This window comes from Streptomyces spongiae (genome assembly GCF_009377185.1).
In the GTDB taxonomy this organism is placed as follows: Bacteria; Actinomycetota; Actinomycetes; order Streptomycetales; family Streptomycetaceae; genus Streptomyces; species Streptomyces spongiae.
The window spans coordinates 1-21,799 of the sequence record NZ_VJZC01000118.1; the positions used below are offsets into that span (position 1 = coordinate 1).

Annotated in this window: 23 protein-coding genes and 2 pseudogenes; 10 read left to right on the plus strand and 15 right to left on the minus strand. The window is 69.6% G+C overall.

The window, feature by feature from the left end:
• The 3 genes and pseudogenes from FNH08_RS52025 to FNH08_RS18390 form a co-directional block, all read right to left on the minus strand.
• Positions 1–199: pseudogene (locus tag FNH08_RS52025) on the minus strand (hypothetical protein); the annotation flags it as partial.
• Positions 196–1,164: a FecCD family ABC transporter permease gene (locus FNH08_RS18385; RefSeq protein ID WP_152772596.1), complete on the minus strand. Its 969-nt coding sequence runs from the start codon at positions 1,162–1,164 to the stop codon at positions 196–198. The gene FNH08_RS18385 and the pseudogene FNH08_RS52025, both read right to left, overlap by 4 nt.
• A gap of 112 nt (positions 1,165–1,276) precedes the next feature.
• Positions 1,277–2,335, minus strand: a complete 1,059-nt coding sequence (locus FNH08_RS18390; protein WP_407704402.1) for an ABC transporter substrate-binding protein — start codon at positions 2,333–2,335, stop codon at positions 1,277–1,279.
• 284 nt (positions 2,336–2,619) lie between these two features.
• Here FNH08_RS18390 and FNH08_RS18395 point away from each other — a divergent pair, with 284 nt between their 5' ends.
• The 3 genes from FNH08_RS18395 (at position 2,620) to FNH08_RS18405 (ending at position 6,187) form a co-directional block, all read left to right on the plus strand.
• Positions 2,620–3,003 (plus strand): VOC family protein, encoded by a 384-nt coding sequence (locus tag FNH08_RS18395; RefSeq protein WP_152772581.1) that lies wholly within the window; start codon positions 2,620–2,622, stop codon positions 3,001–3,003.
• 133 nt (positions 3,004–3,136) lie between these two features.
• Positions 3,137–3,949, plus strand: a complete 813-nt coding sequence (locus tag FNH08_RS18400) for an MBL fold metallo-hydrolase (RefSeq protein ID WP_152772582.1) — start codon at positions 3,137–3,139, stop codon at positions 3,947–3,949.
• A gap of 177 nt (positions 3,950–4,126) precedes the next feature.
• Entirely contained in the window at positions 4,127–6,187 is a 2,061-nt protein-coding gene (locus FNH08_RS18405) for a restriction endonuclease (protein WP_152772583.1), read from the plus strand.
• 37 nt (positions 6,188–6,224) lie between these two features.
• On the opposite strand, the gene FNH08_RS18410 is transcribed toward FNH08_RS18405, so the two are convergent.
• Entirely contained in the window at positions 6,225–6,818 is a 594-nt protein-coding gene (locus tag FNH08_RS18410; protein WP_152772584.1) for a DUF4291 domain-containing protein, read from the minus strand.
• Positions 6,819–6,883: 65 nt separating this feature from the next.
• Positions 6,884–7,348 carry an SRPBCC family protein gene (locus FNH08_RS18415; protein ID WP_152772598.1) on the minus strand — a complete coding sequence of 155 codons (465 nt, stop codon included), beginning with the start codon at positions 7,346–7,348 and terminating at the stop codon, positions 6,884–6,886.
• A gap of 138 nt (positions 7,349–7,486) precedes the next feature.
• Here FNH08_RS18415 and FNH08_RS18420 point away from each other — a divergent pair, with 138 nt between their 5' ends.
• Positions 7,487–8,239: a hypothetical protein gene (locus FNH08_RS18420; protein ID WP_152772585.1), complete on the plus strand. Its 753-nt coding sequence runs from the start codon at positions 7,487–7,489 to the stop codon at positions 8,237–8,239.
• Between the two features lie 54 nt (positions 8,240–8,293).
• Here the strand turns inward: FNH08_RS18420 and FNH08_RS18425 are convergent, their stop codons facing one another.
• Entirely contained in the window at positions 8,294–8,809 is a 516-nt protein-coding gene (locus tag FNH08_RS18425; protein ID WP_152772586.1) for a putative immunity protein, read from the minus strand.
• A complete protein-coding gene (locus FNH08_RS18430; protein ID WP_228034205.1) occupies positions 8,806–9,429 on the minus strand; it encodes a putative immunity protein in 624 nt (207 codons plus the stop codon). The genes FNH08_RS18425 and FNH08_RS18430 overlap by 4 nt, the downstream gene beginning before the upstream one ends.
• Before the next feature lie 89 nt (positions 9,430–9,518).
• Here FNH08_RS18430 and FNH08_RS18435 point away from each other — a divergent pair, with 89 nt between their 5' ends.
• A complete protein-coding gene (locus FNH08_RS18435; RefSeq protein WP_152772587.1) occupies positions 9,519–10,232 on the plus strand; it encodes a MerR family transcriptional regulator in 714 nt (237 codons plus the stop codon).
• Positions 10,233–10,370: 138 nt separating this feature from the next.
• On the opposite strand, the gene FNH08_RS18440 is transcribed toward FNH08_RS18435, so the two are convergent.
• A complete protein-coding gene (locus tag FNH08_RS18440; RefSeq protein ID WP_152772600.1) occupies positions 10,371–11,561 on the minus strand; it encodes an alginate lyase family protein in 1,191 nt (396 codons plus the stop codon).
• 359 nt (positions 11,562–11,920) lie between these two features.
• Positions 11,921–12,136, minus strand: a complete 216-nt coding sequence (locus FNH08_RS53995) for a replication initiator (RefSeq protein WP_407704403.1) — start codon at positions 12,134–12,136, stop codon at positions 11,921–11,923.
• A gap of 641 nt (positions 12,137–12,777) precedes the next feature.
• On the opposite strand from FNH08_RS53995, the gene msrA reads away from it, so the two are divergent.
• The gene (gene msrA / locus FNH08_RS18455) at positions 12,778–13,290 is read left to right on the plus strand and encodes a peptide-methionine (S)-S-oxide reductase MsrA (protein ID WP_152772588.1); all 513 of its coding nucleotides are present in this window, start codon (positions 12,778–12,780) and stop codon (positions 13,288–13,290) included.
• Between the two features lie 36 nt (positions 13,291–13,326).
• Here the strand turns inward: msrA and FNH08_RS18460 are convergent.
• Positions 13,327–13,539 (minus strand): annotated as a pseudogene (locus tag FNH08_RS18460) (peptide-methionine (S)-S-oxide reductase); the annotation flags it as partial.
• 43 nt (positions 13,540–13,582) lie between these two features.
• On the minus strand, positions 13,583–14,701 hold the full coding sequence (locus FNH08_RS18465; RefSeq protein ID WP_152772589.1) for a hypothetical protein: 1,119 nt from the start codon (positions 14,699–14,701) through the stop codon (positions 13,583–13,585).
• 163 nt (positions 14,702–14,864) lie between these two features.
• On the opposite strand from FNH08_RS18465, the gene FNH08_RS18470 reads away from it, so the two are divergent.
• On the plus strand, positions 14,865–16,019 hold the full coding sequence (locus FNH08_RS18470) for a cystathionine gamma-synthase (protein WP_152772590.1): 1,155 nt from the start codon (positions 14,865–14,867) through the stop codon (positions 16,017–16,019).
• On the opposite strand, the gene FNH08_RS18475 is transcribed toward FNH08_RS18470, so the two are convergent.
• The 3 genes from FNH08_RS18475 to FNH08_RS18485 form a co-directional block, all read right to left on the minus strand.
• Entirely contained in the window at positions 16,020–16,268 is a 249-nt protein-coding gene (locus tag FNH08_RS18475; protein ID WP_152772591.1) for a hypothetical protein, read from the minus strand. It lies immediately after the preceding gene.
• A gap of 19 nt (positions 16,269–16,287) precedes the next feature.
• Positions 16,288–16,782 carry a sigma factor-like helix-turn-helix DNA-binding protein gene (locus FNH08_RS18480; RefSeq protein ID WP_322724783.1) on the minus strand — a complete coding sequence of 165 codons (495 nt, stop codon included), beginning with the start codon at positions 16,780–16,782 and terminating at the stop codon, positions 16,288–16,290.
• Positions 16,783–17,022: 240 nt separating this feature from the next.
• Positions 17,023–17,529 (minus strand): MarR family winged helix-turn-helix transcriptional regulator, encoded by a 507-nt coding sequence (locus tag FNH08_RS18485; protein WP_194238522.1) that lies wholly within the window; start codon positions 17,527–17,529, stop codon positions 17,023–17,025.
• A gap of 164 nt (positions 17,530–17,693) precedes the next feature.
• On the opposite strand from FNH08_RS18485, the gene ilvA reads away from it, so the two are divergent.
• From ilvA to FNH08_RS18500, 3 genes are all read left to right on the plus strand, one after another.
• Entirely contained in the window at positions 17,694–18,923 is a 1,230-nt protein-coding gene (ilvA, locus tag FNH08_RS18490) for a threonine ammonia-lyase (protein ID WP_152772593.1), read from the plus strand.
• A 251-nt stretch (positions 18,924–19,174) separates the two neighbouring features.
• Complete coding sequence (locus tag FNH08_RS18495; protein ID WP_152772594.1) at positions 19,175–20,185, plus strand: ATP-binding cassette domain-containing protein; 1,011 nt, start codon at positions 19,175–19,177, stop codon at positions 20,183–20,185.
• Positions 20,182–21,027: an ABC transporter permease gene (locus FNH08_RS18500; protein ID WP_322724784.1), complete on the plus strand. Its 846-nt coding sequence runs from the start codon at positions 20,182–20,184 to the stop codon at positions 21,025–21,027. The genes FNH08_RS18495 and FNH08_RS18500 overlap by 4 nt, the downstream gene beginning before the upstream one ends.
• Positions 21,028–21,103: 76 nt before the next feature.
• Here FNH08_RS18500 and greA read toward each other — a convergent pair whose 3' ends face one another.
• On the minus strand, positions 21,104–21,601 hold the full coding sequence (gene greA / locus FNH08_RS18505; RefSeq protein WP_322724786.1) for a transcription elongation factor GreA: 498 nt from the start codon (positions 21,599–21,601) through the stop codon (positions 21,104–21,106).
• Between the last annotated feature and the right edge of the window lie 198 nt (positions 21,602–21,799).

Genomic DNA, 21,799 nt, shown 5'->3' on the forward strand with positions numbered 1-21,799 from the left:
GGTGCGTGCCGCTCGTCGTGGGTCGGGGGCGCGCCGGGAGGTCTCCGTCCTCGGTCCGGCGGTGCTGTGGGGGAGCGAAGGGCTCGGCGGCGGACGCCGGCCGCTGCGGGCGGACACCTCCCGGCACACCCCCTTGCGCGCGTACGCGACTGTCGGTGCGTCGTGGCCGGTGGGGATCCGATGTGGTCGGCTCGGTCACGCGGTCACCTTCCTGCGGCGGACGAGGACGACCAGGACCGGTACGCCCACGAGTGCGGTCATCACCCCGGCCGGGACCTCGGCGGGGGCGCGGACGATCCGCCCGGACACGTCGGCCGCGAGCAGCAGCGCGGCACCGAGGAGGGCCGAGAGCGGCAGCACCCAGCGGTGCCCGCCCGCGACGAGACGGCGGGCGAGGTGGGGGACGGCCAGCCCGACGAAGGCGAGGGGACCGGCGGCGGCGACCGCGGCCGCGGTGAGGAGCGTCGCGCCGAGCGCCGCCGTGGCCCGTACGAGCTGGACCCGGTGCCCCAGCGCACGGGCCGTGTCGTCACCGAGGGCCAGCGCGTCGAGGCCGCGCGCGTGGACGAGAACCAGCAGCGCACCGGCGACGAGGAAGGGCAGCATCTGCCCCACCGTCCCGGCGGCCCGCCCGCTGAGCGCGCCCACCTGCCAGAAGCGGAACTGGTCGAGCGTGGCCGCACTCGACGTCAGGACCACGGTGTTTGCCCCGGCGGTCATCGCCGCGAACGCGGTGCCCGCGAGCGCCAGCTTCACCGGCGAGGCCCCGCCCCGGCCGCGCGCGGCGATGGCGTACACCACGCAGGCGGCGACGACGGTGCCCGCGAAGGCGTACCAGACGTACCCGGCGAAGCCATGTGCGAGCCCGAACGCGATGGCGAGCACGACACCGGCCGCCGCGCCCTGGCTCAGTCCCAGGATCCCCGGGTCGGCGAGCGGGTTCCGGGTGACCGCCTGCAACGCTGCCCCGGCCAGCCCCAGCGCGGCACCCGCGGCGATCCCCACGGCCGTACGCGGCACCCGCAGTGACCGTACGACCAGGGCGTCCGGCGAACTCCCGCCGTGGAGGAGGGAGTCCAGCACGGCGGCCAAGGGGACGGGCCGGGTGCCGACGGAGAGGCTGAGCGCGACGGTGAGGAGGGTGAGGACGAGGGCGAGGACCATCCAGGCGGTGCGGGCGGACCACCCGAGGGCTTTTTGGGGGCGGGGCCGTCGGGCGGCGTGGGGTGTGCCGGGCCTCGGCTCACCCGGTTCTTCGGCCACTTGTTCCCCGCGTCTACTTGCCGATGGTGTCGGCGAGTTGCTTCACGACGATGCGTGCGGCGGTGGGGCCGGCGTTGAGGTACCAGGGGTCGTCGTCGACCTTCACCACGTGCCCGGCGTCGACGGCCTTCAGCGACTTCCACAGCGGGCCGGCCAGCACGCTCGCGGCATCCGTCCTGGCGGCGTCGCCCTGAACGGCGTAGAAGATCCAGTCCCCGTCCGCGACATCGATGCTCTCCGCTCCGATGTCCTGCGAAATCGCGGTGAACCGCTGCGCCTTGGGCCGCTGGAGAGCCATGTCGACGGCGAGGGACCCGGTGAAGGAGGAGACTCCGAACATCCGCGTACGGTCAGGAGTGAACCGCACCATCGAGACCTCGGCGTCCCCCAGGTCCTCGCCCCGCTCGGCGGCCTCGCCGGAGATGTCGTCGAGGAGCTTCCGCGCCTGCTGCCCCTTGCCGACGGCCTCGCCCACGAGGAGGAGGTCCCGCTTCCAGTTGATGCCGTTGCCCGCGGTGACGACGGTGGGCGCGATCTTCGACAGCTTCGGGTACAGATCGCCGAGGGAGTCGTTGGCGAGGATCAGGTCGGGCTTGGCGGCGGCGAGCGATTCCAGATTGGGCGCGGCACGTGTCCCGGCGTCGGTCATGTCCGCGAGCCGCTTCTCGTACGCCGGGAAGGCGTCCGCGAGGTAGTCCGGCACGAGTCCGGCGTTGTCGCCGCGCGTGGCGGCCGTGGGGACCAGGCCCAGGGTCAGCAGGTCGTCCAGCTGACCGGTGCTGAGTACGGCGATCCGCTTCGGGGCCGCCTCGATCTCGGTCGTCCCCTGGAAGTGCTTCACGCTCCGCGGGAACGCGCCGTCCTTCGTGGTGTCGGACCCCATCCCCTGGGCCAGGGCGCTCGGTGCGGCGGACGGTCCCTCCGAGGCCCCGGCCACCAGGTTGCGCGAGCCGTCGGACCGGCCGTCGCTCTCCGCCGTCCCGCCGGTGCCGCTGTCGGCCGAACAACCGCCGAGCAGCACCCCACCGGCGACGGCCATGGCCAGTACGGCCCTCTTCCCGAACCTGCGCACAACGAACTCCGATCCTCACTAAGGCAAGGCTTACCTTAACCTGGTGCGCATGGTGCGTCGTGGCTCAGCCCCTGGGCCCCGTTCGCGAGACGGAGTGGAAGGGGGCCGAAGGACGGATGGTGCGGCCCAGGGCGGTTGCCTAGCGTGGGGAATGTCCCTGACGTCGTACGGGGCGCGCTGCGATGTACCGGACCTGCGGTGCTGTGTACCGGATCCGCGGTGCTGTGTACCGGGTCTGCGGTGCGATGCCGTGCGTACCCCTCTCGTGCCGAGGAGGCTTCGCCATGTCCGTCGAGCTGAACCACACGATCGTCGCCGCCCACGACAAGAAGGCGTCGGCCCAGTTCCTAGCCGACATCCTGGGGCTGGAGGTGAGCCCGCAGTACGGCCCGTTCGTCCCGGTCGAGATTCCCAACGGCGTGACCCTCGACTACGCGGACTCGTCCGAGCCCATCACGCCCCAGCACTACGCCTTCCTGGTCTCGGAGGCGGACTTCGACGAGATCTTCGCCCGCGTCCGGGCCGCCGGCCTCACGTACTGGGCGGACCCGTACCACCGCCACTCGATGGAGATCAACACCAACGACGGCGGCCGGGGCGCCTACTTCGACGACCCGAACGGCCACAACCTGGAGATCCTGACCCGGCCGTACGGCAGCGGAGGCTGACTGCCGTCCACCGCCGGCTGCCGGGCAGGGGGCGGTCGCCCCGTCCGGATGCGGTGACCGCGGGACGGGCCGACGATGGAGAGGGGAAACAGGCCGCGGCGCGATCACCACCCCAGGGGGCCTGAGGTGTGACATGCCCGTCCACAAGGTCCGCCCGGACATCAGTGTCCTGACCGACAGCCTTGAAGTGCCCGGCATCGGGCACATCCCGGTGAACGCCTTCGTGCTGCTCGCCGACCAGCCCGTCGTCGTCGACACGGGCCTCGGACTGCCCGACCGGAACTTCCTGGAGCGGGTCGCCGCCGTACTGGACCCTGCCGATGTGCGCTGGATCTGGCTCACGCACCCGGACCGTGATCACACGGGCGGGATCTTCGACCTGTTGGAGGCGGCGCCGGAGGCGCGCGTCGTGACCACGTTCATCGCGGCCGGGATCATGTCCTGCGAGCATCCGCTGCCCCTCGACCGCGCGTATCTGCTCAATCCGGGACAGTCACTGGACGTCGGCGACCGTACCCTCTCGGGGTTCAGGCCGCCGCTGTTCGACAACCCGGCCACGGTCGGCTTCTTCGACAACCTGTCGGGCACCTGCTTCAGCTCCGACTGTTTCGGAGCGCCGCTGCCCACCGTCGAACTCGCCCAGGCCGAGGACGCCCGGGAGGTCGGCGCGGAGGATCTGCGCTCCGCGCAACTCCTGTGGGCCACGGTCGACAGCCCCTGGGTGCAGAACGTCGATGTCGAGAAGTACCACGACAGCTTCCAGCCGCTCCGGGACCGGAAGCCCGACCTCATCCTCTCCACCCACCTGCCCCCGGCCGCGGGGATCACCGGCGCGATGCTCGACACCCTGGGCGCAGCCGCCGGCTCACCCCCGTTCGTCGGCCCGGATCAGGAGGCCCTCCAGCAACTCCTCTCCACCTTCGAGCCCAGCGCGGGCGGACGCTGACCAGCGCCGGAACGGGCTCTCGCGCCGCCCTCGGCCGCGGACGGCTCGGGCGGGTTGCCCTTGACAGGCGGATATGCGAGACGGCGATTGCTCGGTAGAGTCGTGTGGTTACCACTGGTTGTGGGGACAACCAGCGTGCCTTTTGGCTGCCGATGTCCTGGGGAGGGCCTGCGGTACATGAGTCGTCGCTCTACCGGTTTTGTCGGCGTGTGGGCCGAGGTGCAACGGCAGCAGCAGCGCCAGATGGAAGCCGAAGCCAGACAGCGGAGACAGGAAGCACAGCAAGCGCGGGCCTACCAGCGGCGAGCCGCCCAGAGCCATCGCGAGTACAGGCAGGCAGAGGCGTTACGTCGCACGCAGGAACTGGACGCACAGGTCGCGTCCCTGCAAGGCATCCTGACCTCCGGTTGCCAGGCCCCTGCTTTCAGGGCTTCGTCACTCATGCGACCCGAGGACGTCCAGCCCTTCGCTCCTGGGCCGTTGGCGCAGCCCGTGCCCCTGCCGGACTTCAACCAGTACCAGACGCAGAGCGGTTGGACCGCGAGTCGCCGGGCCCAGGCGCAGGCCGAAGCGCGGGCGCGCTTCGAGCGGGACTGGCATGCCGCCCAGGCCGCGGAGGCTCACCGGCAGCAGCAACTGGCGTCGTACCAGCGGGAGTACGAGCAGTGGGCGCATGCTCAGTTGGCTGACGTGCGTGCGCACAACGCAGGTGTCGTCGCACTGACCGAAGGCGTAAGGCGCCGAGATCCCGATTCCGTGGTCGAGTACTTCTCCGCAGCCCTCTACGCCTCAACGGCATGGCCCGAAGGTTTCCCGCGTCAGGTTGCCGCGGCCTACGACCCGGCGGCAGGACAGTTGGTCATCGACTGGGAGTTGCCCGCCTACAGCATCGTCCCCGAGGCCAAGTCCGTTCGGTACATGTACGGAACCGACCAGGACAAGGCGACTCCACGTCCGGTGAGCCAACGTCGGGCTCTGTACAGGGAGGTGCTGGCGCAGTGCATGCTGCTCGTACTGCATGAACTCTTCGACGCGGACGAGTTGGGCGCCCTCGAGTCGGTGGCCCTGAACGGGTTCGTGGACGGCCACGACCCCACGACGGGTCGACCGGGCCACATCTTCCTCGCCACGGTCATGGCTTCCCGCTCCTCGTTCCGTGAACTGCACCTGGCGCAGGTGGACGCCGGCAGTTGCCTGGCTGACGGACTGCGAGGGCAGCTCTCGGCTCGGCCGGACCAGCTCACGCCCGTACGGGCGAGTCGGCGGCCGCAGGATGTGGGGAACCGAGTCGTCGCTCACGGCAGCGATGAGGAACCGGACCTGTACGAGATGGATTCGGTGGCGTTCGAGGGTCTCGTCGCCGATCTCTTCCGGGCCATGGGGATGCAGGCGGTGACGACCCAGCGCTCGAACGACGGCGGTGTGGACGTGGACGCGCTGGATCCGACACCGATCCGAGGCGGCAAGATCGTCGTACAGGTGAAGCGCTACCGCGGCACGGTTCCCCCCACTGCCGTGCGTGACCTGTACGGAACTGTGCAGGACGCCGGGGCCAACAAGGGTGTCCTCGTCACGACATCAGGGTTCGGCCCCGGCTCACACACCTTCGCCAACGGCAAACCGCTGGAGCTCATCTCCGGAGCCGAGCTCGTCGACCTGCTGCATCGTCACGGGTTGCGCGGGCGACTGGGCGGGGGCAGTGGCCGAGCAGCGGCGCAGCCGGCACCGACGAGTCCGGACACTAGCCTGCCCGAGGACTACAACGTCCTGGGCATGTCGTGGACGGGAAGCGTCGCCCTGGACGTGTGCGCTCTCGTCTGCCGTGGCAACCGCGTCCTCAGTGACGATCACTTCGTGTTCTTCAACAACCCACAGACCCCGGACGGCTCAGTGCGTGCACTTCCCGCCGCCGCGCCGGACAAGGCCGCGATCTGCGTCTCCTTCGACGGATTGCCGGAGACGGCCGACCGGTTCGTGCTCGTGGCCGCCGTCGACCCGGAGGTCAACCCGGACGCCGATCTGTCCGGCTTCACCGATGCCCGCATCCGGCTGCTCGATCCCGGCATGGTCGAGCTGGGACGGCTCGAGGTCTCCGACGGCCGACCGCACGAGACCGCCCTGGTCCTCGGATCCTTCCGCCGAAGGCCCAACGGCGACTGGGACTTCGTACTCGGCGGCAAGGGCTACACGGGCGGTCTGGAGGAACTCGTCCAGGACTTCGGCATCGCGGTGGAGTAGATCCGCCTGCAGTCGGCTCTGTCGGGTGTGTCTGCCGTCATTCCTGAAGGTGGACAAGAAGCTCGTCGTGGGCGGGATAAGGACCTTCCTCGGGCAGCAGTCGGGCGGCGGAGTCCAGGTCGCCACCACTGACGAGGGCATGGATCTCGTGGGAGAGCGGAGTCATGTCGTGGATGCCCACCGTCCACTCGTCCGCGTAACGTCGTACGGCCTCACCGGAGAGGCCGAGTTGCAGGGACCGGTAGGGCAGGCGTTGTAGGCGCAGGTCCCGCTCGGGGTCCCACTGCACACGAGCGGGCGCATGCTTCAACTGACGCTGCCAGGTGGCTCGGTCCGGATGTACCCCGTGGACGTAGCTCGACAGACACGCGTGGCGCAGCGCCCACTCGAAGCCGTCACGGGTGATCTCGACAGCCAGGACGGTCTCCTGACCTGCTTTGGTGCCCCATCCGCAGCGGTACATCATCCACAGGAACGACGGCTTGATCCACGTCATCCTGTCCCGCTTCCACACGGCGGGGAAACGGCCCTCGCGGATGGCGGGCAGACCGATTTCCGTGGGGTACGCCTGGTAGACGGTGATCGTGGATTCCGTATAGGCCGCACGGATCCGGCGTTGTGGTTCTTCCATGGCGTACAGCGTGGGGTCGCCCGTTTCAGGCGGCCACTGATTTTCGTGCCGGGGGTCCGTGCCAGTCAGCCGCTGCGGCCCTCGATCGCCGAGGCAACGTCGTCGAGATCCTTCGCGATGGCCTTGCTCACCGCCCGTGCGCCCACGCCGCCGAGAATCCTGGCGAGCAGGCCCGTGATGCCGCCTGGCACCTCGGCACTGAACGTCATGCGGACGGTCGTCGCCGACGGGCCGTCCGCCCGCAGCAGCCACTCCGAGACATAGTGGGTGCCATGCGATTCAGCCTCCACCACATAGCGCTCGGGTGGTTCGCCGGCGGTCGCCCACATCTCCTCGGTGGCGTCCTTCCCGAACATGCGCCGGGTCTCCCGCCACCGAGTGCCGACGCCGAAGGCCCCGTCGGTGAGGATTTCGACCTTCGTGACGCCGCTGAGTACGCGCTCCATGCCCCCGAGGTCGGTCAGGGCTTCCCACACAGGCCCCTGGCCTGCGGCGATGCGCCGTTCCACGACGACGCTTCTGCTGGTCATGCCACCCATGCCACCCATGAAAGCACCGGTTTCCGACAGGCGCATCGAGCAGCGCCTCGAGCCGGACGACAACGCCATGCACGCCCTCCTCCCCTCCTAGGCTGTCAGCCGAAGTTCACCGAACCAGGGGAAGGCGTCGTGCGAGAAGCCATACACGCAGGAATCGCAGTTTGGGCCGTTACGCTGACGACCCTTCTCGCCGGTTGTGGCGGCACGGGGGCACCGTCTGACGCGGGGAGCTCCGCCGAGTCGGAGGACCCGTCGCGGGCCCCTTCCACAGCCCCCGGAGTCGATGGCGAGGCCGACCCGGACCGGGTCTTCACCGAAGCCAGGCTGAAGGCCGCGCTCCTGCCCGCCGAGGCGTTCGGCGAGCGCGCGAAGGTGACCTCCACTGATCTTGCGCTCTTCGGCCCGTACGGGCACGGTGACTGGGGCGGATGCGAGCCGGCGGAGGACCTGGTTGATGAACTGAACGGCTTCGACGGCGCCGGCGCCCTCCAGACCGTGCGCTCCGGACCTGTCACTGAGGACGCTCAAGTGATCACCGTCCGGCTGGTGTCGATGCCCGCCGCGCGGGCCGTGCGCTATCTGGAGATCCAGCGCCGACTCCGTGAGATCTGTCCCGAGGTCACCGTCGACACGGAGGCCGCCCCCGTTCAGGAGCACCACGAGACCCAGGAAATCGCCGCCCTCGGCGACGAAGCGATGCTGGACATCTTGCGAGTCACCGGCGGCGATGAGTACGACGGCAGCCCGTCGTACGCCGTCGACGTGCGCGTAGGCGGCGTGCTCGCCATCGTGAACGCCGGTGGTGACAGGGGCGCCGCCGTCTCGCTCGCTTCGAGGGCCGCCCAGCGGATCCGCGCCGAGTTGTACGGCACGGACGGCTGAGCGAAGGCCCGAACGAGCCCGGGCCAACCGTGAGGGGCCGTGCGAGGTTCGGCTTCAACAGTCGAACACCGACCAGCAGATGTCGTTGCGCAGCAGCTGGTCGTCAAGCACGAGCTCGCGGATCGCCTCCGGGAGCTGATCGCGCTGCCACTGGCACTCGAGTCGTCCCGCGGTCTCGCTCTCGCTTTCCGGTGCCGCTGCACGTGCGGCCTTGATCGCGTAGGCGGCCGCGCCGAGCTCGTGGGCGGCGACGTGCGCGACGGCCCCCGCCTGGCCGGCGGCGTACGCGGCATGCCGCGCTGCCCCACGCAGGTCTCTGGCTGCCCCCATCGCATGGCCGCCCGCCGCGCGAGCCTGCATCATCTTGACCTCGCCACGCACCCAGGCCCGGGAATGCTCGATCGCCTGGCGCGGCCGCGGGTCCCCAGGCTGGGCCGACTCGAAGAGGCCAAGGACGTGCTCCGCACACGAGGCAGCCCACAGAGCGAGGAGACGGTGATCCGCATCAGTGAGAGTCCCACCACGGCGGATCGTCACGAAGCGGGGGTCCCGGACCTTCGGGAGGATCATGACGTGCACTCCCTCCGGTGCGCATCGGCGCCACTCGCCGTGGTGCGTCCCGGCGACCGGTCGGCCGCCTGGCGCAGGGAATGATCCAGAGTGCTCATCAGCCGGGCGACACGGTTGCTGCCGCTTGGCGCGGGCGGGTAGCGGCAGAGCACGTCGATGAGCACCGGTGTCGCACGCTGCCGCGACCGTTCCAGCAGGGCATCCCCGATCGCGGGGTCACCGCCCGCTTCCATCTCCCCGACGCGCGCAGCGCTCGCGGAGGCTCGCAGGATGTGGCCGACCTGACCTGCCTGGGCGATGGGGTGCAGGTATGCGGCCGATGCGGCGTCACCGGCGGATCGCGCGGCCAGGCGCGCGGCTTCGGAGGGTGCGGACCGGGCGGCTCGATGAGCGTCGAGAGAAGTGACGCGCTGCAGTTTCGTCCTGTTGGCACCGTTGATGAACACCCAGGCCGCGTCGATTGCCGCACGGGGGCGCGGATCATCGGGAACAGCCTGCTCAAAGACCGACAGGACGTCCTCTGCGTGCCCAACCACGTAACGTGCCACGACGCGCAGCTCGTCCATCGTCAGTTCGAAGTCCCCGGACACGGTGCGCATGCTCTGTGCCATGTCTGCCATGTCCCTGAATCGTACCCTTGAACGCCCGGTGGAGACTCTGCGACGCAACCTCCGCTCACCGGCGTCGGAAACCCTCAATCGGAGGTCATATGCGGCCCGTGGACCTGGCTCGGCAGCATGGCCTCTCGACGCAGGCGGTCCGAAACTACGAGGACGCCGGCATCATCCCGCCGGCTCGCCGTAGCCGGACGGGGTACCGGGACTACACCGCCACTCATGCCGCCGGTCTCGCGGCCTACTTGGCGCTCGTGCCTGCCTTCGGCTACTCGACGAGCCGCCGCATCATGCGTGCCGTCACCGGCGGCCGGCTCGACGAAGCACTGGAGTACCTCGACGACGGGCACGCGCTCCTGGCTCGCGACCGCAACACGCTGCGAACCGTCGAAGCTGCGCTCTCACATCTCGGAGCCGCCACCCCGCATGCGGCGGCCGGCACTCGGGCGCCGTACAGCATCGGTGAACTAGCCCGCCACCTCGGGCTCAACCCGGCCACCCTGCGCACCTGGGAACGTGCTGGAGTCCTCACCCCACCACGTGACCCGCGCACCGGGCACCGCCAATACCTCGCGCTGGACGTGCGCGACGCCGAACTGGCACACCTTCTGCGCCGGGGAGGCCGGCCACTGGGCGCCATCGCCGCCGTCATGCGGGAACTCCGCGACGCCGGCAGCCTCGAAGCGTTGGCCAAGACCCTGGAAGGGTGGCGGGGCGACCTCACGTCCCGCGGAATCGCCCAGCTGTACGCCGCCAGTCAGCTCTCCACCTACCTCGACGGCTTGCGCCCATCTGCGAGAACGGGCTGAGCCCCGAAGGAAGAACCACGGCCGCCCTGTTCAGACCCCGTCCCGCCCGTTGCGTCGTCCGGTCGATGCATCCGGTCGATGCACAAGAGCCTCACACGCGGTGGACGTCGCAACAGGCGGGGGAAGGGTCGGCGATGGTCAGTTGGGGTTGTCCGCGTGCGTGAGGGTCGTCCAGGCGTTGAAGTAGTTGTCCGTGCCGGAGGGCCGGTGTGCCTCGGTGTACTTCTGGGTGTTGGACATGCTGATGCCGAGGCGGTTGTGGAGAGCGTTGAAGCCGACCTCCGTGACTTGGTCGAGGCCCTTGTTGACCGAGCCTCCGCACAACCAGGAAGGTACGGCGGTGCCGTTCTCGTAGGAGGTGTGGAAGCCCAGCGCGTGACGCAGCCGGTCCTGGATCCTCGGATAGAGGTCCTGGCCCTGGATGCGGCTGGTCTCCGCGATGTCCGCGATGGAGGCGATGCCCCAGCCGGTGTGCCCGAAGTCGCGGCAGGTCTCCTGGGCGAGGCCGTCGGTGAAGGTGCTCTGGCCCTGCCAGTACTTGATGATCTCGGCGTTGGTGTCGATGCTGCTGCCGGCCGGCGGCTCGGGCAGGTCGCCGTCACTGGTCAAGTAGATGTACGCGGGGACGCGGGCGAGGTAGGTGCTGACCGCCTTGTCGTAGCTGGTGCGGTCCTCGATGAAGACCGAGATACCGATCGCCGCCTCGGTCATGACCAGTTCCCAGTTGCCGTTCTTGGTCGCCGCGCCGTTGATCACCTCGGGCAGGTACACGGTGCGAAGCATGGTCGCGAAGCGACCCGCACCCGGCCAGCCGCCGTCGTAGGTGTACTTGATGATCTCCGCGGCGCGCGGCCAGGTCGATCCGGCCCAGCCGGTCTGCAGCGGGGCGTTGCTGTTGGTGTGATCGGTGATGGTCGAGGACCAGGCGTCCATGATCTCGATCGACTTCTTGGCGTATCTGCTGTCCCGGGTGAAGTACCAGGCGAGCGCTTGGGTGTAGGCCGCGATGGCGTCCTGACGTTCGTCGGTGCAGCCGTTGTTGGGGTTGGACGAGGAGCCGCACTCCACGACGGCCCGCGGTTTGGCGGTGCGCGACTGCGAGGCGTAGGAGCTGGACATCATGGCGTCGTACGCGGCCTTCCAAGGCTGCTGGCCGGCCTGCACCTTTGACCGGGCGTAGTCGAGTTGGCCGCGGCTGACCAGCACGCCGGGGTGGGTGAAGGTGGTTGGTGCGGCCGTCGCCTGTGGGGGCGGGCCGGTGAGCTGAAGGCTCAGCAGGCCGGCCAGCAGGGAGAGAACACTCAGCAGGGCGGTTCTGGTTCGTGTCATCCGATGACCTCTTCTGTTCACGAATGAGAACGCAGTTCCGAATGCGGAAGATTGGCCTGGACCATAAAGAAGTACCGTGTACATGTCAATGCACAGGAGCGGTTCATCTGCTGAGAGCCGGTCCGGACACCGATGAAGCCCAACTCGTCGGAGTCCGGGCTCCTTCTGCGGTGTGGCGCGGTGCGCAGCCATGTGGAACTCGGGCGCCGACACCCAGGCCGGGCCCGCGGGAACCGCGGCGCAGAGGGGGTGGCCGACGACGGGAGCGTCCGGGGCGTGGACACCGCCGCAGCAAAGGGGACGGCCGCGCTCACACGTGCCGCCGTCACGGCGGGACGGCACACTTCCCCCGCGTGGAGTCACGAGCAGGGGGCGCAGACGGTCGCGCGCCGGTTGCGACAGCGGACTGAGAGCCGTTCGCCGGGTTCGCTGCGGGTGTCGTAGTGGTGCAGGATCTCGCCGGTCGCCACATCCACAGGCGGCGCAGTCGGCCAGCCTTCTCCATAGGCGGACCGAAGTTCTCTTCGATGAAGATCAGTCTGATCCACCACCGAGGCCGGCGCGAACGGATCCACCCTCTTCTGTCTCGCCCGTGCGAGCGGCGGCGACCCCGAGTGTGAGGCGGGCCTCTGCCGCGAGCATGGGGGAGATCTCAGTTCCGTCGGGGTTCGTGCTGGTACGGATCACTGACCGCGCGTGGGTGGCGGTGCGTTCGTCGTCTCCGAGGAGGCGGTAGGCGTCCGTTCTCGTAGAAGTCCCACTTGTCCGGGTCGATGGTGAAGTGGTGTCCGGGGTGGTCTGGACGTTGGAGCCCGGTCCAGGCGTGCGCGTCCCGCGTTCAGGGAGTCACGCACAAGGCGGGCGTCTCCCATGCGGGCGGCGACTGTGCCTTGTGCGTGTACAACTCTGCACACCTTCGGAGTGCGTCTGGTTGGAGGCCGCCCCTGGCTACCGGGGTGGGGGCGCCCCCGATCGGACAGGAGACTCGGGTGCCTGTGAGCCTGCGCTGCCATGTGACCTTGTTACGTCAGACGGCGACGACAGGCGTGTGCATCCGCGCGCTCCCTGCGGTGGCTGGTGATCGGCGCCCCAGACGTGGCTGAACGGGCACGGAATTGCATGAAGGTCTCACGCGTTACAAGACTGCGCTCGGATGCCGGTGTTGTGCGGGCGGAGTAGGCCGAGTGACCAAGCCGACACGTATTGGAGGGCGGCAATGGCTACGCAGACGCAGAGGGCCGTGCTGGCGGGCGGATGTTTCTGGGGGATGCAGGACCTGATTCGTCGACTCCCGGGCGTGACCGCGACCCGGGTCGGATACACCGGGGGTGACGTGCCGAACGCGACTTACCGTAACCACGGCACGCACGCGGAGGCCATTGAGATCCTGTTCGACCCTGAGAGGACCGACTTCCGCGCGATCCTCGAGTTCTTCTTCCAGATCCACGACCCGAGCACCAGGAACCGTCAGGGCAATGACGTCGGCCTCAGCTACCGCTCGGCGATCTACTACGTGGACGACGAGCAGAAGCGGATCGCTGAGGACACGATCGCGGATGTGGACGCCTCCGGCCTGTGGCCGGGCAAGGTCGTCACCGAGGTAGAGCCGGTCGGCCCGCTCTGGGAGGCCGAGCCGGAGCATCAGGACTACCTGCAGCGCTACCCGGACGGCTACACCTGCCACTTCCCGCGCCCGGGATGGCGTCTGCCCGCCCGCACAGCGGGATGACCGCGAGTCGGCCCGGTCGAACGGGTCACCTGGCTTGACCCCCGATCCACCCAGCCCGCAGTAGCCCGCCGGGTTCTTGTCGAGGTACTGCTGGTGGTATCCCTCCGCAGGGAAGAAGTCGCGGCCCTGGGCCGGGAGGATCTCCGTGGTGATCGTGCCGCAGCCGGCGGTGGTGAGGACCTTCTGGTAGGCCTCGCGGGAGGGCTCGGCGGCTGTGGCCTGGGCGGGGGTGTGGGTGTAGACGCCCGATGACCTCCGGGCGGCCTCCGGCTCCCCGCCGGGCCGCCCGCTGTCAGGCCTGCAGCGTCGCCGGGCTGCCGCCGTTCGCCTCGTAGCCCGCCACCGCCAGCGCCCGGTATATCGCGTAGTCCGCGGCCGGGTCGGCCGTGAGGGTCCACGGCAGGGCGCCCACATGGCCGTCGACGTGGACGAGTTGGTTCATCGCCTCGGCCCAGCGCTCGCCGCGGACCAGGAAGGACACCAGCAGGTGGCGGACGTGGGGCAGCATCGGGTCGTCCGGGCGGGCCGCGTGGACCGCGAACAGGGCGCCGTGGATCGCCTTCGTCACGACCTCGCTCTGATAGAAGCCGCTGACCAGGTTCACCTCGGGCAGATGCTCGAAGACCGCGAACAGGGGCATGGCCGCGAGCAGTGAACCCTGGGGAGCCCGGGCCGCGGCCGCCTCCGCGAACGCGTACGCCAGCTCCCGCGAGCCGTGCCACTTCTCGCACCAGTAGTGCAACGCCGCCAGATGCGCACCCATGTGCGTCGGCGCCCGGTCCAGGATCTTCAGCCAGAGCTTCTCGAACTCCGCCTGCGGATAGGCGAGTCCGCGGGCCACCGACAGCTCGATGATGTACGGGATCGGGTCACCCGGAGCCAGCAGCGCCGCCTCGCCGCAGGCCGCCTTCGCCTCCTCCATGATGATCCGGAAGTCGTCCGTTCCCGGGGTCGACGTCCGCCAGGCCTGCTGCACCAGGAACTCCGCGTGCACGGCCGCCCCGCCCGCGTCCTTCGGAGCCTCGGCCCGCCACACGCGCAGCCACTGCCCGCCGGGAGACTCGCTCACCCCGCCGGGACGCTGCTGAAGCTCCAGCGCCGCGGCGCCCGCGAAGGCCTGCACCCGCTGCCACCGCCGCTCACCCTCCGACTCGGTGCCCGCCAGCAGCTGCGCCGCGGCACGGTGGTTCTGTGTGCCCTGCACCACGTCCAGTACGTCCAGCAGGTCCTGGTCGGGGCCGGGCATGCGGATGTCCAGTTCCTCCTGCCGTACGAAGCCGTAGTTCGCCGGGTCCGCGGCGTCCGGGTCGCCGGGCGCGACCTGCTGGATTCCGGCACGCCTGCGCAGCATGTACGGGCCGATGACGAAGCTCATCATGACCAGCGCGATCAGGACCCAGAGAATCTCCATGTCTCAAGCGAACCAGACGGCTCTGACAATTGGCCAACCAGTCCGGGTCACGACTTCGTTCCTGGCCGGAGTACCCGCTCGGGCACGCGTGATTGTTGCCGGTCGGTGGCGTCACACGGCGTCCGCCGACATCCCCACGCCGCGCGCACTACGCTCGGGGCCCATGAGCGACAGGCACATCAGTCAGCATTTCGAGACCCTCGCGATCCACGCGGGCAACACCGCGGATCCCCTCACCGGCGCGGTCGTCCCGCCGATCTACCAGGTCTCGACCTACAAGCAGGACGGCGTGGGCGGCCTGCGCGGGGGCTACGAGTACAGCCGTAGCGCGAACCCCACCCGGACCGCGCTGGAGGAGAACCTCGCCGCGCTGGAGGGCGGCCGCCGCGGTCTCGCGTTCGCGTCCGGGCTGGCCGCCGAGGACTGCCTGTTGCGTACGCTCCTCAGCCCCGGCGACCACGTGGTCATCCCCAACGACGCGTACGGCGGTACGTTCCGCCTGTTCGCGAAGGTCGTCTCGCGGTGGGGGGTCGAATGGTCGGTCGCCGACACCAGCGACCCCGCCGCCGTACGGGCCGCCATCACCCCGAAGACCAAGGTCGTGTGGGTGGAGACCCCCTCCAACCCGCTCCTCGGCATCACCGACATCGCCGCCGTCGCCCAGATCGCCCGTGAGGCCGGTGCCAGGCTGGTCGTCGACAACACCTTCGCCACCCCGTACCTCCAGCAGCCGCTCGCGCTCGGCGCGGACGTCGTCGTGCACTCGCTGACCAAGTACATGGGCGGCCACTCGGACGTAGTGGGCGGGGCCCTCGTCGTCGGCGACCAGGAACTGGGCGAGGAGCTGGCGTACCACCAGAACGCGATGGGCGCGGTCGCCGGGCCCTTCGACTCCTGGCTGGTGCTGCGTGGGGCGAAGACGCTCGCCGTGCGCATGGACCGGCACAGCGAGAACGCCACCAGGGTCGCCGACATGCTCAGCCGGCACGCGCGCGTGACACGCGTGTTGTACCCGGGGCTTCCGGAGCACCCGGGGCACGAGGTCGCCGCCAAGCAGATGAAGGCGTTCGGCGGCATGGTGTCGTTCCAGGTGGAGGGCGGCGAGGAGGCGGCCGTCGAGGTCTGCGACCGTGCCAAGGTGTTCACGCTCGGCGAGTCCCTGGGAGGCGTCGAGTCCCTGATCGAGCACCCGGGACGCATGACGCACGCGTCGGCGGCCGGCTCGGCGCTCGAGGTGCCGGCCGATCTCGTACGCCTCTCCGTGGGCATCGAGAACGTCGACGACCTCCTGGAGGACCTGCAGCAGGCCCTCGGCTAGTCACCAGCCAGTGATCGGTGGAGTCGTGTCCGACGGCGGCTCCACCCAGGGGCGTGCCACCGACGCCCACACGACGAACGCGACCACCGCGGCCAGCAGCACCAGCCACATGATGCGGCGGGCCGCGGTCCTGCGGCGCTGCATCCGCCCGCCGCGCCGCAGTGCGTCCCCGAACAGCTCGGGCGGTACCGGGGGCGGCGTACGCTCCAGCATCCGCCGCACGGCCGCCTCCCGCTCGTGCAGGCTCATGAGCCGCCTCCGCCGGGTCTCACGACGGCGCCACCTCCGCCTCCACGGCCGCCGACGCGGGCCTGCGCGGCGGATGCAGCAGCGTCGCCATCGCACGGGCGCAGATCGTGTGCACGCGTTCGACAGGGAGCCCGAGCAGGGCCGCCGTCTGTTCCTCGGCGACGCCTTCGTACAGCCTGAGGACGACGATCAGCCGCTGATGTGGGCTGAGCTCCGCCAGAACGCTCACCGGAGCGGCACGGAACCGGCCGTACTGGTGCCATGCCCCGCGCGCGAAGCGCACGGCCAAGTGCTGGCGTGTCCGGTCGTACGGGTCCTCGCCGCGCAGGCGGTCCCAGGACGCGTACGTGTGGGCGAGGGCCAGGGTCAGCAGGCGCCGTGCGCGCGGGTTGTCGTTCGGCGATTCCGCGGTGAGCAGCGTGGCGGCATGGAGGAGCCGCCCAGCCGCGCCCGCGACGAACGCCTCGAACTCCCGGGCCCGGCGGGCGTCCTGGGACGCCTGCCGATCTCGCACCGCGCCTCCCCCTGAGGGCACCCTGACGGAAAACGGGCCCCGGCCGGGTACGGAAACAGGCCAGCCGTACGACAAGGGCCCGTCTCATATCAGACCGGAGGCGGCCCCACGGTCAAGAGCCGCGCAGCACCGGAGCCGGGCGTCGCGGAACCGCCCACCCCGGAGGAACGGCCCTCCACGCGCGCGTGGAGGACGATCGCCTTCCGCGCGCGGGCACGCGGTGGACGCGACGGGCGCAGGTCAGGACGTGGGCGCCGCGTCCCCGACGCCGACCCCCGTGACGGCCATGCGGGCGGAGAGGGCGGTGTTGAAGCGGGTGAGGAGGCTGCAGAAAGCCTCGCGCTCCTCCGGCGCCCAGTCGTGGGTCAGCTCGGCCATCAACTGGCGCCTCGACGAGCGGACTTCCTCCAGACGGGACAGCCCGCGCGGGGACAGCTGGAGCACCACCGCGCGCCCGTCCTCGGGGTGCGAGGTGCGCTTGACGAGCCCGGTGTCGACGAGCGGGGCCACCTGGCGGGTGACTGTCGACGAGTCGATCCCCATGCTCGCGGCGAGCGCCTTGACGCCCATCGGGCCTTCCTTGTCGAGACGGTTGAGCAGCAGGTACGCGGCGCGGTCCATGGAGTTGCGCACCTGCCCGACGCCGCCGAGCCGGGTCTGTTCGGCACGGCGCGCGAACACTGCGACCTCGTGCTGCAGCGTGTCGAGGAGACCGGTGTCACCGACGGTCGACATGTCCATCGACATTTCAGGTGTTGTGGGCATGGCCGGGGGCTCACTTCATTGCGAGGGTGCTGGGTTGGGGGACAGAGTACGCGGCGGACTGGCACGTCGTACGGGCGCTTGGCAAACCGGTTTCGCCCCTTGGTCACTCCGACGACCCGCCGCTGTGAACTGCGAGACTGGTGGCCATGAGCTACAGCACGGCTGACTCCTTGCCTCGCGTGACCCTCGACGACGTGCGGGGTGCCCAGAAGATGCTCATGGGGGTCGCGCGGGTCACCGCGATGGAGGGCAGCAGGCATCTGTCGCAGCTGGTCGGCGCGCCGGTGCACCTCAAATGCGAGAACCTCCAGCGGACCGGTTCCTTCAAGCTGCGCGGCGCGTACGTGCGCATCGCCGGACTGCTGCCCGAGGAACGCGCCGCGGGTGTCGTCGCGGCGAGCGCGGGCAACCACGCGCAGGGCGTCGCCCTGGCTTCCGCACTTCTCGGAGTGCACGCCACGGTTTTCATGCCGAAAGGTGCCCCGCTGCCGAAGATCAGCGCGACGCGCGAGTACGGCGCCGACGTGCGCCTGCACGGCATGGTCGTCGACGAGACGCTGGCCGCCGCCCAGGAGTACGCGGACCGGACCGGCGCGGTGTTCATCCATCCCTTCGACCATCCCGACATCATCGCGGGCCAGGGCACGGTGGGCCTGGAGATCCTGGAGCAGTGCCCCGAAGTGCGCACGATCGTCGTAGGGATCGGCGGGGGAGGGCTGGCCGCCGGCATCGCGACCGCGGTGAAGGTGCTGCGGCCGAAGGTGCGGATCGTGGGCGTGCAGGCGGAGGGCGCGGCCGCGTATCCGCCCTCACTGGCGGCCGGACGCCCGGTGGCGATCGAGAGTCCGGCGACGATGGCGGACGGGATCAAGGTCGGGCGGCCGGGTGACGTGCCGTTCGGCATCATCCGCGAGCTGGTCGACGAGGTCCGCACGGTCTCCGAGGACCAGCTGTCGGCCGCGCTGCTGCTCTGCCTGGAGCGGGCCAAGCTGGTCGTCGAGCCGGCGGGGGCGAGCCCGGTCGCGGCGCTGCTGGGCGGGCCGGGAGCCTTCGAGGGGCCGGTGGTGGCGGTGCTGTCCGGTGGGAACGTCGATCCGGTGCTGATGCAGCGCGTGCTGCGGCACGGCATGACCGCGCAGGGCCGCTACCTGGCCGTTCGGCTGCGTCTGACGGACCGGCCGGGCGCCCTCGCGACGCTCTTGGGGGTGTTGTCAGTGGTCGACGCTAACGTCCTCGATGTGAGTCACGTACGGACCGATCCCCGGCTCGGGCTCACGGAGGCGGAGGTCGAGCTGCACCTGGAGACGAAGGGCCCGGAGCACTGCGCCGAGGTCGGCCAGGCACTGCGGGAGGCGGGCTACACGGTCATGAACTGAGCCGCCACCCGCGTCGGCGGACACGGGCGGACACCGTGCGTTCCGCCATCGGCCGAGGCCAGAGCCCCTGTGTCACTCGTTCGGGAAAATCCGTTGAGAGACGCGATACATCGCGTTATGGTGAGTCTCGATTGGGTGTCGGGACGGATCGAAGTCCGCCAGGCACATCAAGGAACACTCATACTCAAGCCAGTCTTTGAACGCTCAACCCAGTCTTTCCGAAGAAATCCCCAACGACGTGGAGAAATCACATGCCAGGCGCCATCTATGCCGAAGGCCTGGTGAAGACCTTCGGTGACGTAAGGGCACTGGACGGCGTCGACCTCGATGTCCCAGAGGGCACGGTGCTGGGCCTGCTCGGGCCGAACGGCGCGGGCAAGACGACGGCCGTCCGCTGTCTGACCACCCTCCTGCGGCCCGACAGCGGTACGGCGGTCGTCGCGGGCATAGACGTCCTCAAGCACCCCGACGCCGTACGGCGCTCGGTCGGCCTGTCCGGCCAGTTCGCCGCGGTCGACGAGTACCTGACGGGCCGGGAGAACCTGCAGATGGTCGGCCAGCTCTACCAGATGAGGGCGAAGGCCGCCAAGGCTCGCGCGGACGAGCTGCTGGAGCAGTTCCACCTCGCGGACGCGGCCGACCGGACGGCGAAGACGTATTCCGGCGGTATGCGCCGCCGCCTCGACCTGGCCGCCGCGCTGGTCGTCTCACCGCCGGTGATGTTCATGGACGAGCCGACGACCGGCCTCGATCCACGTAACCGCCAGCAGCTGTGGGACGTCATCAAGCAGCTGGTCTCCGGCGGCACCACCCTGCTGCTGACCACCCAGTACCTCGAAGAGGCCGACCACCTGGCCCACGACATCGCGGTCGTCGATCAGGGCCACGTCATCGCCCGTGGCACCTCCGACCAGCTCAAGGCACGCACCGGCGGCGAGCGCGTGGAGGTCGTGGTGCACGAGCGCGAGCACATACCGGCCGCCGCGGAGGTGCTGAGTGGCTTCGGCAAGGGTGAGACCACGGTCGAGGAGCACATGCGCAAGCTCACCGTGCCCGTGACCGGTGGGGCCAAGCTCCTCGCCGAGGTCATCCGCGAGCTGGACACCCGCGGCATCGAGATCGACGACATCGGGCTGCGCCGGCCCACCCTGGACGACGTCTTCCTCTCCCTGACGGGACACGTCGCCGAGGCGAAGGACGGGGAGAACGGCGCGTCCCAGGACACCAAGGGCGCCAAGCGCAGGAAGGAGACCGCCAAGTGAGTGCCGCCACCGACGCCGCGCCCGTAGCGGCACCCGCGAACCCGATCAGCCAGTCCATTCGCGACTCCCTGGTCGTCGCGAAACGGAACCTCATCAGAATGTCCAGAATCCCCGAGATGGTGATCTTCGGGCTCATCCAGCCGATCATGTTCGTGGTGCTGTTCAGCTACGTGTTCGGCGGCTCCATGAACATCGGCGGCTCCACGAACCCGGACAGATACCGCGAGTTCCTGATGGCCGGCATCTTCGCGCAGACCGTGACCTTCGCCACCGCGGGCGCCGGCGCGGGCATAGCCGACGACATGCACAAGGGGCTCATCGACCGCTTCCGCTCGCTGCCGATGGCCCGTGGTGCGGTACTGACCGGGCGGACCCTCGCCGACCTGGTGCAGACCGCGCTCACCCTGCTCGTCCTGGCCGTGGTCGCCCTCCTGGTCGGCTGGCGCACCCACACCAACATCGGCGAGGTGCTCGCCGCCTTCGGGCTGCTGCTCCTCCTCGGATACGCGTTCACCTGGATCGGCGCACTGATCGGCCTCTCCGTGCGCACACCCGAGGCCGCCACCTCCGGCGGACTGATCTGGCTCTTCCCGGTCACGTTCATCTCGAACGCGTTCGTGGACTCCAGCCGTATGACGCCCTGGCTGCAGCATGTCGCCGACTGGAACCCGTTCAGTGCCACCGTGCAGGCGTGCCGCGAGCTCTTCGGCAACCCGGGGGTGACCCCGTCGGACGCCTGGCCCATGCAGCACCCGGTCTGGGCCTCACTGATCTACTCGGTGCTGATCGTTCTCATATTCAGGACGCTGGCGGTGCGGAAGTACCGCTCGGCGACGGCGTGACACCGAGCCGGGCATGACGATGCCCCCGGTGCCGCGACGGGCATCGGGGGCATCGCTGAAAAACCGGTCCGTGCACTCAGGCCTGGTACGGGTCGGCCTTGAGGATCTTCACCGAGGCCAGCTTGCCGTTCGGCAGCTCGTACTCGGCGTCCTCACCGACCTTCTTGCCGATCACGCCGGAGCCCAGCGGGGACTGCGGCGAGTAGGTCTCGATGTCGGAGCTCGCGTACTCGCGGGAGGCGAGCAGGAACGTCAGCGTGTCGTCCTCGTCACCGTCGAAGGCGATGGTCACGACCATGCCGGGTGCCACCGCACCGTCCGCCGCCGGGGCCTCGCCGACCTTGGCGGTCTCCAGGAGCTGGGTCAGCTGGCGCACACGGAGCTCCTGCTTGCCCTGCTCTTCCTTGGCCGCGTGGTACCCGCCGTTCTCGCGCAGGTCCCCCTCCTCGCGCGCGGCCGCGATCTTGGCGGCGATCTCCGTGCGCGCAGGACCAGTAAGGTACTCAAGCTCGGTCTTGAGCTTGTTGTACGCCTCCTGGGTCAGCCAGGTGACGTTCTCGCTGGTCTGGGTCACAGGTGCTCCTCGTAGGTACTGGAAATACAAAGCATCGCCCTACCCAGAAGAATGTTCCTTCACGAGTGGGCGAAACCACGAGCCTAACAATTCAATGGCCGAAGGGGGAGGACATAAGCCATCAGAATTACGTCAACGCAGGTCAGCGCGGTGGACGCCGGGGGTGGCGTAGGCCGGTCGGTGGGTACTGCCGGGGGT

Coding starts and splice junctions, on each gene's coding strand:
- FNH08_RS18385 (WP_152772596.1), bottom strand. CDS start 1,164: ATGGTCCTCGCCCTCGTCCTCACCCTCCTCACCGTCGCGCTCAGCCTC.
- FNH08_RS18395 (WP_152772581.1), top strand. CDS start 2,620: ATGTCCGTCGAGCTGAACCACACGATCGTCGCCGCCCACGACAAGAAG.
- FNH08_RS18400 (WP_152772582.1), top strand. CDS start 3,137: ATGCCCGTCCACAAGGTCCGCCCGGACATCAGTGTCCTGACCGACAGC.
- FNH08_RS18405 (WP_152772583.1), top strand. CDS start 4,127: ATGAGTCGTCGCTCTACCGGTTTTGTCGGCGTGTGGGCCGAGGTGCAA.
- FNH08_RS18410 (WP_152772584.1), bottom strand. CDS start 6,818: ATGGAAGAACCACAACGCCGGATCCGTGCGGCCTATACGGAATCCACG.
- FNH08_RS18415 (WP_152772598.1), bottom strand. CDS start 7,348: ATGACCAGCAGAAGCGTCGTCGTGGAACGGCGCATCGCCGCAGGCCAG.
- FNH08_RS18425 (WP_152772586.1), bottom strand. CDS start 8,809: ATGATCCTCCCGAAGGTCCGGGACCCCCGCTTCGTGACGATCCGCCGT.
- FNH08_RS18430 (WP_228034205.1), bottom strand. CDS start 9,429: ATGGCAGACATGGCACAGAGCATGCGCACCGTGTCCGGGGACTTCGAA.
- FNH08_RS18435 (WP_152772587.1), top strand. CDS start 9,519: ATGCGGCCCGTGGACCTGGCTCGGCAGCATGGCCTCTCGACGCAGGCG.
- FNH08_RS18440 (WP_152772600.1), bottom strand. CDS start 11,561: ATGACACGAACCAGAACCGCCCTGCTGAGTGTTCTCTCCCTGCTGGCC.
- msrA (WP_152772588.1), top strand. CDS start 12,778: ATGGCTACGCAGACGCAGAGGGCCGTGCTGGCGGGCGGATGTTTCTGG.
- FNH08_RS18465 (WP_152772589.1), bottom strand. CDS start 14,701: ATGGAGATTCTCTGGGTCCTGATCGCGCTGGTCATGATGAGCTTCGTC.
- FNH08_RS18470 (WP_152772590.1), top strand. CDS start 14,865: ATGAGCGACAGGCACATCAGTCAGCATTTCGAGACCCTCGCGATCCAC.
- FNH08_RS18475 (WP_152772591.1), bottom strand. CDS start 16,268: ATGAGCCTGCACGAGCGGGAGGCGGCCGTGCGGCGGATGCTGGAGCGT.
- FNH08_RS18485 (WP_194238522.1), bottom strand. CDS start 17,529: ATGTCGATGGACATGTCGACCGTCGGTGACACCGGTCTCCTCGACACG.
- ilvA (WP_152772593.1), top strand. CDS start 17,694: ATGAGCTACAGCACGGCTGACTCCTTGCCTCGCGTGACCCTCGACGAC.
- FNH08_RS18495 (WP_152772594.1), top strand. CDS start 19,175: ATGCCAGGCGCCATCTATGCCGAAGGCCTGGTGAAGACCTTCGGTGAC.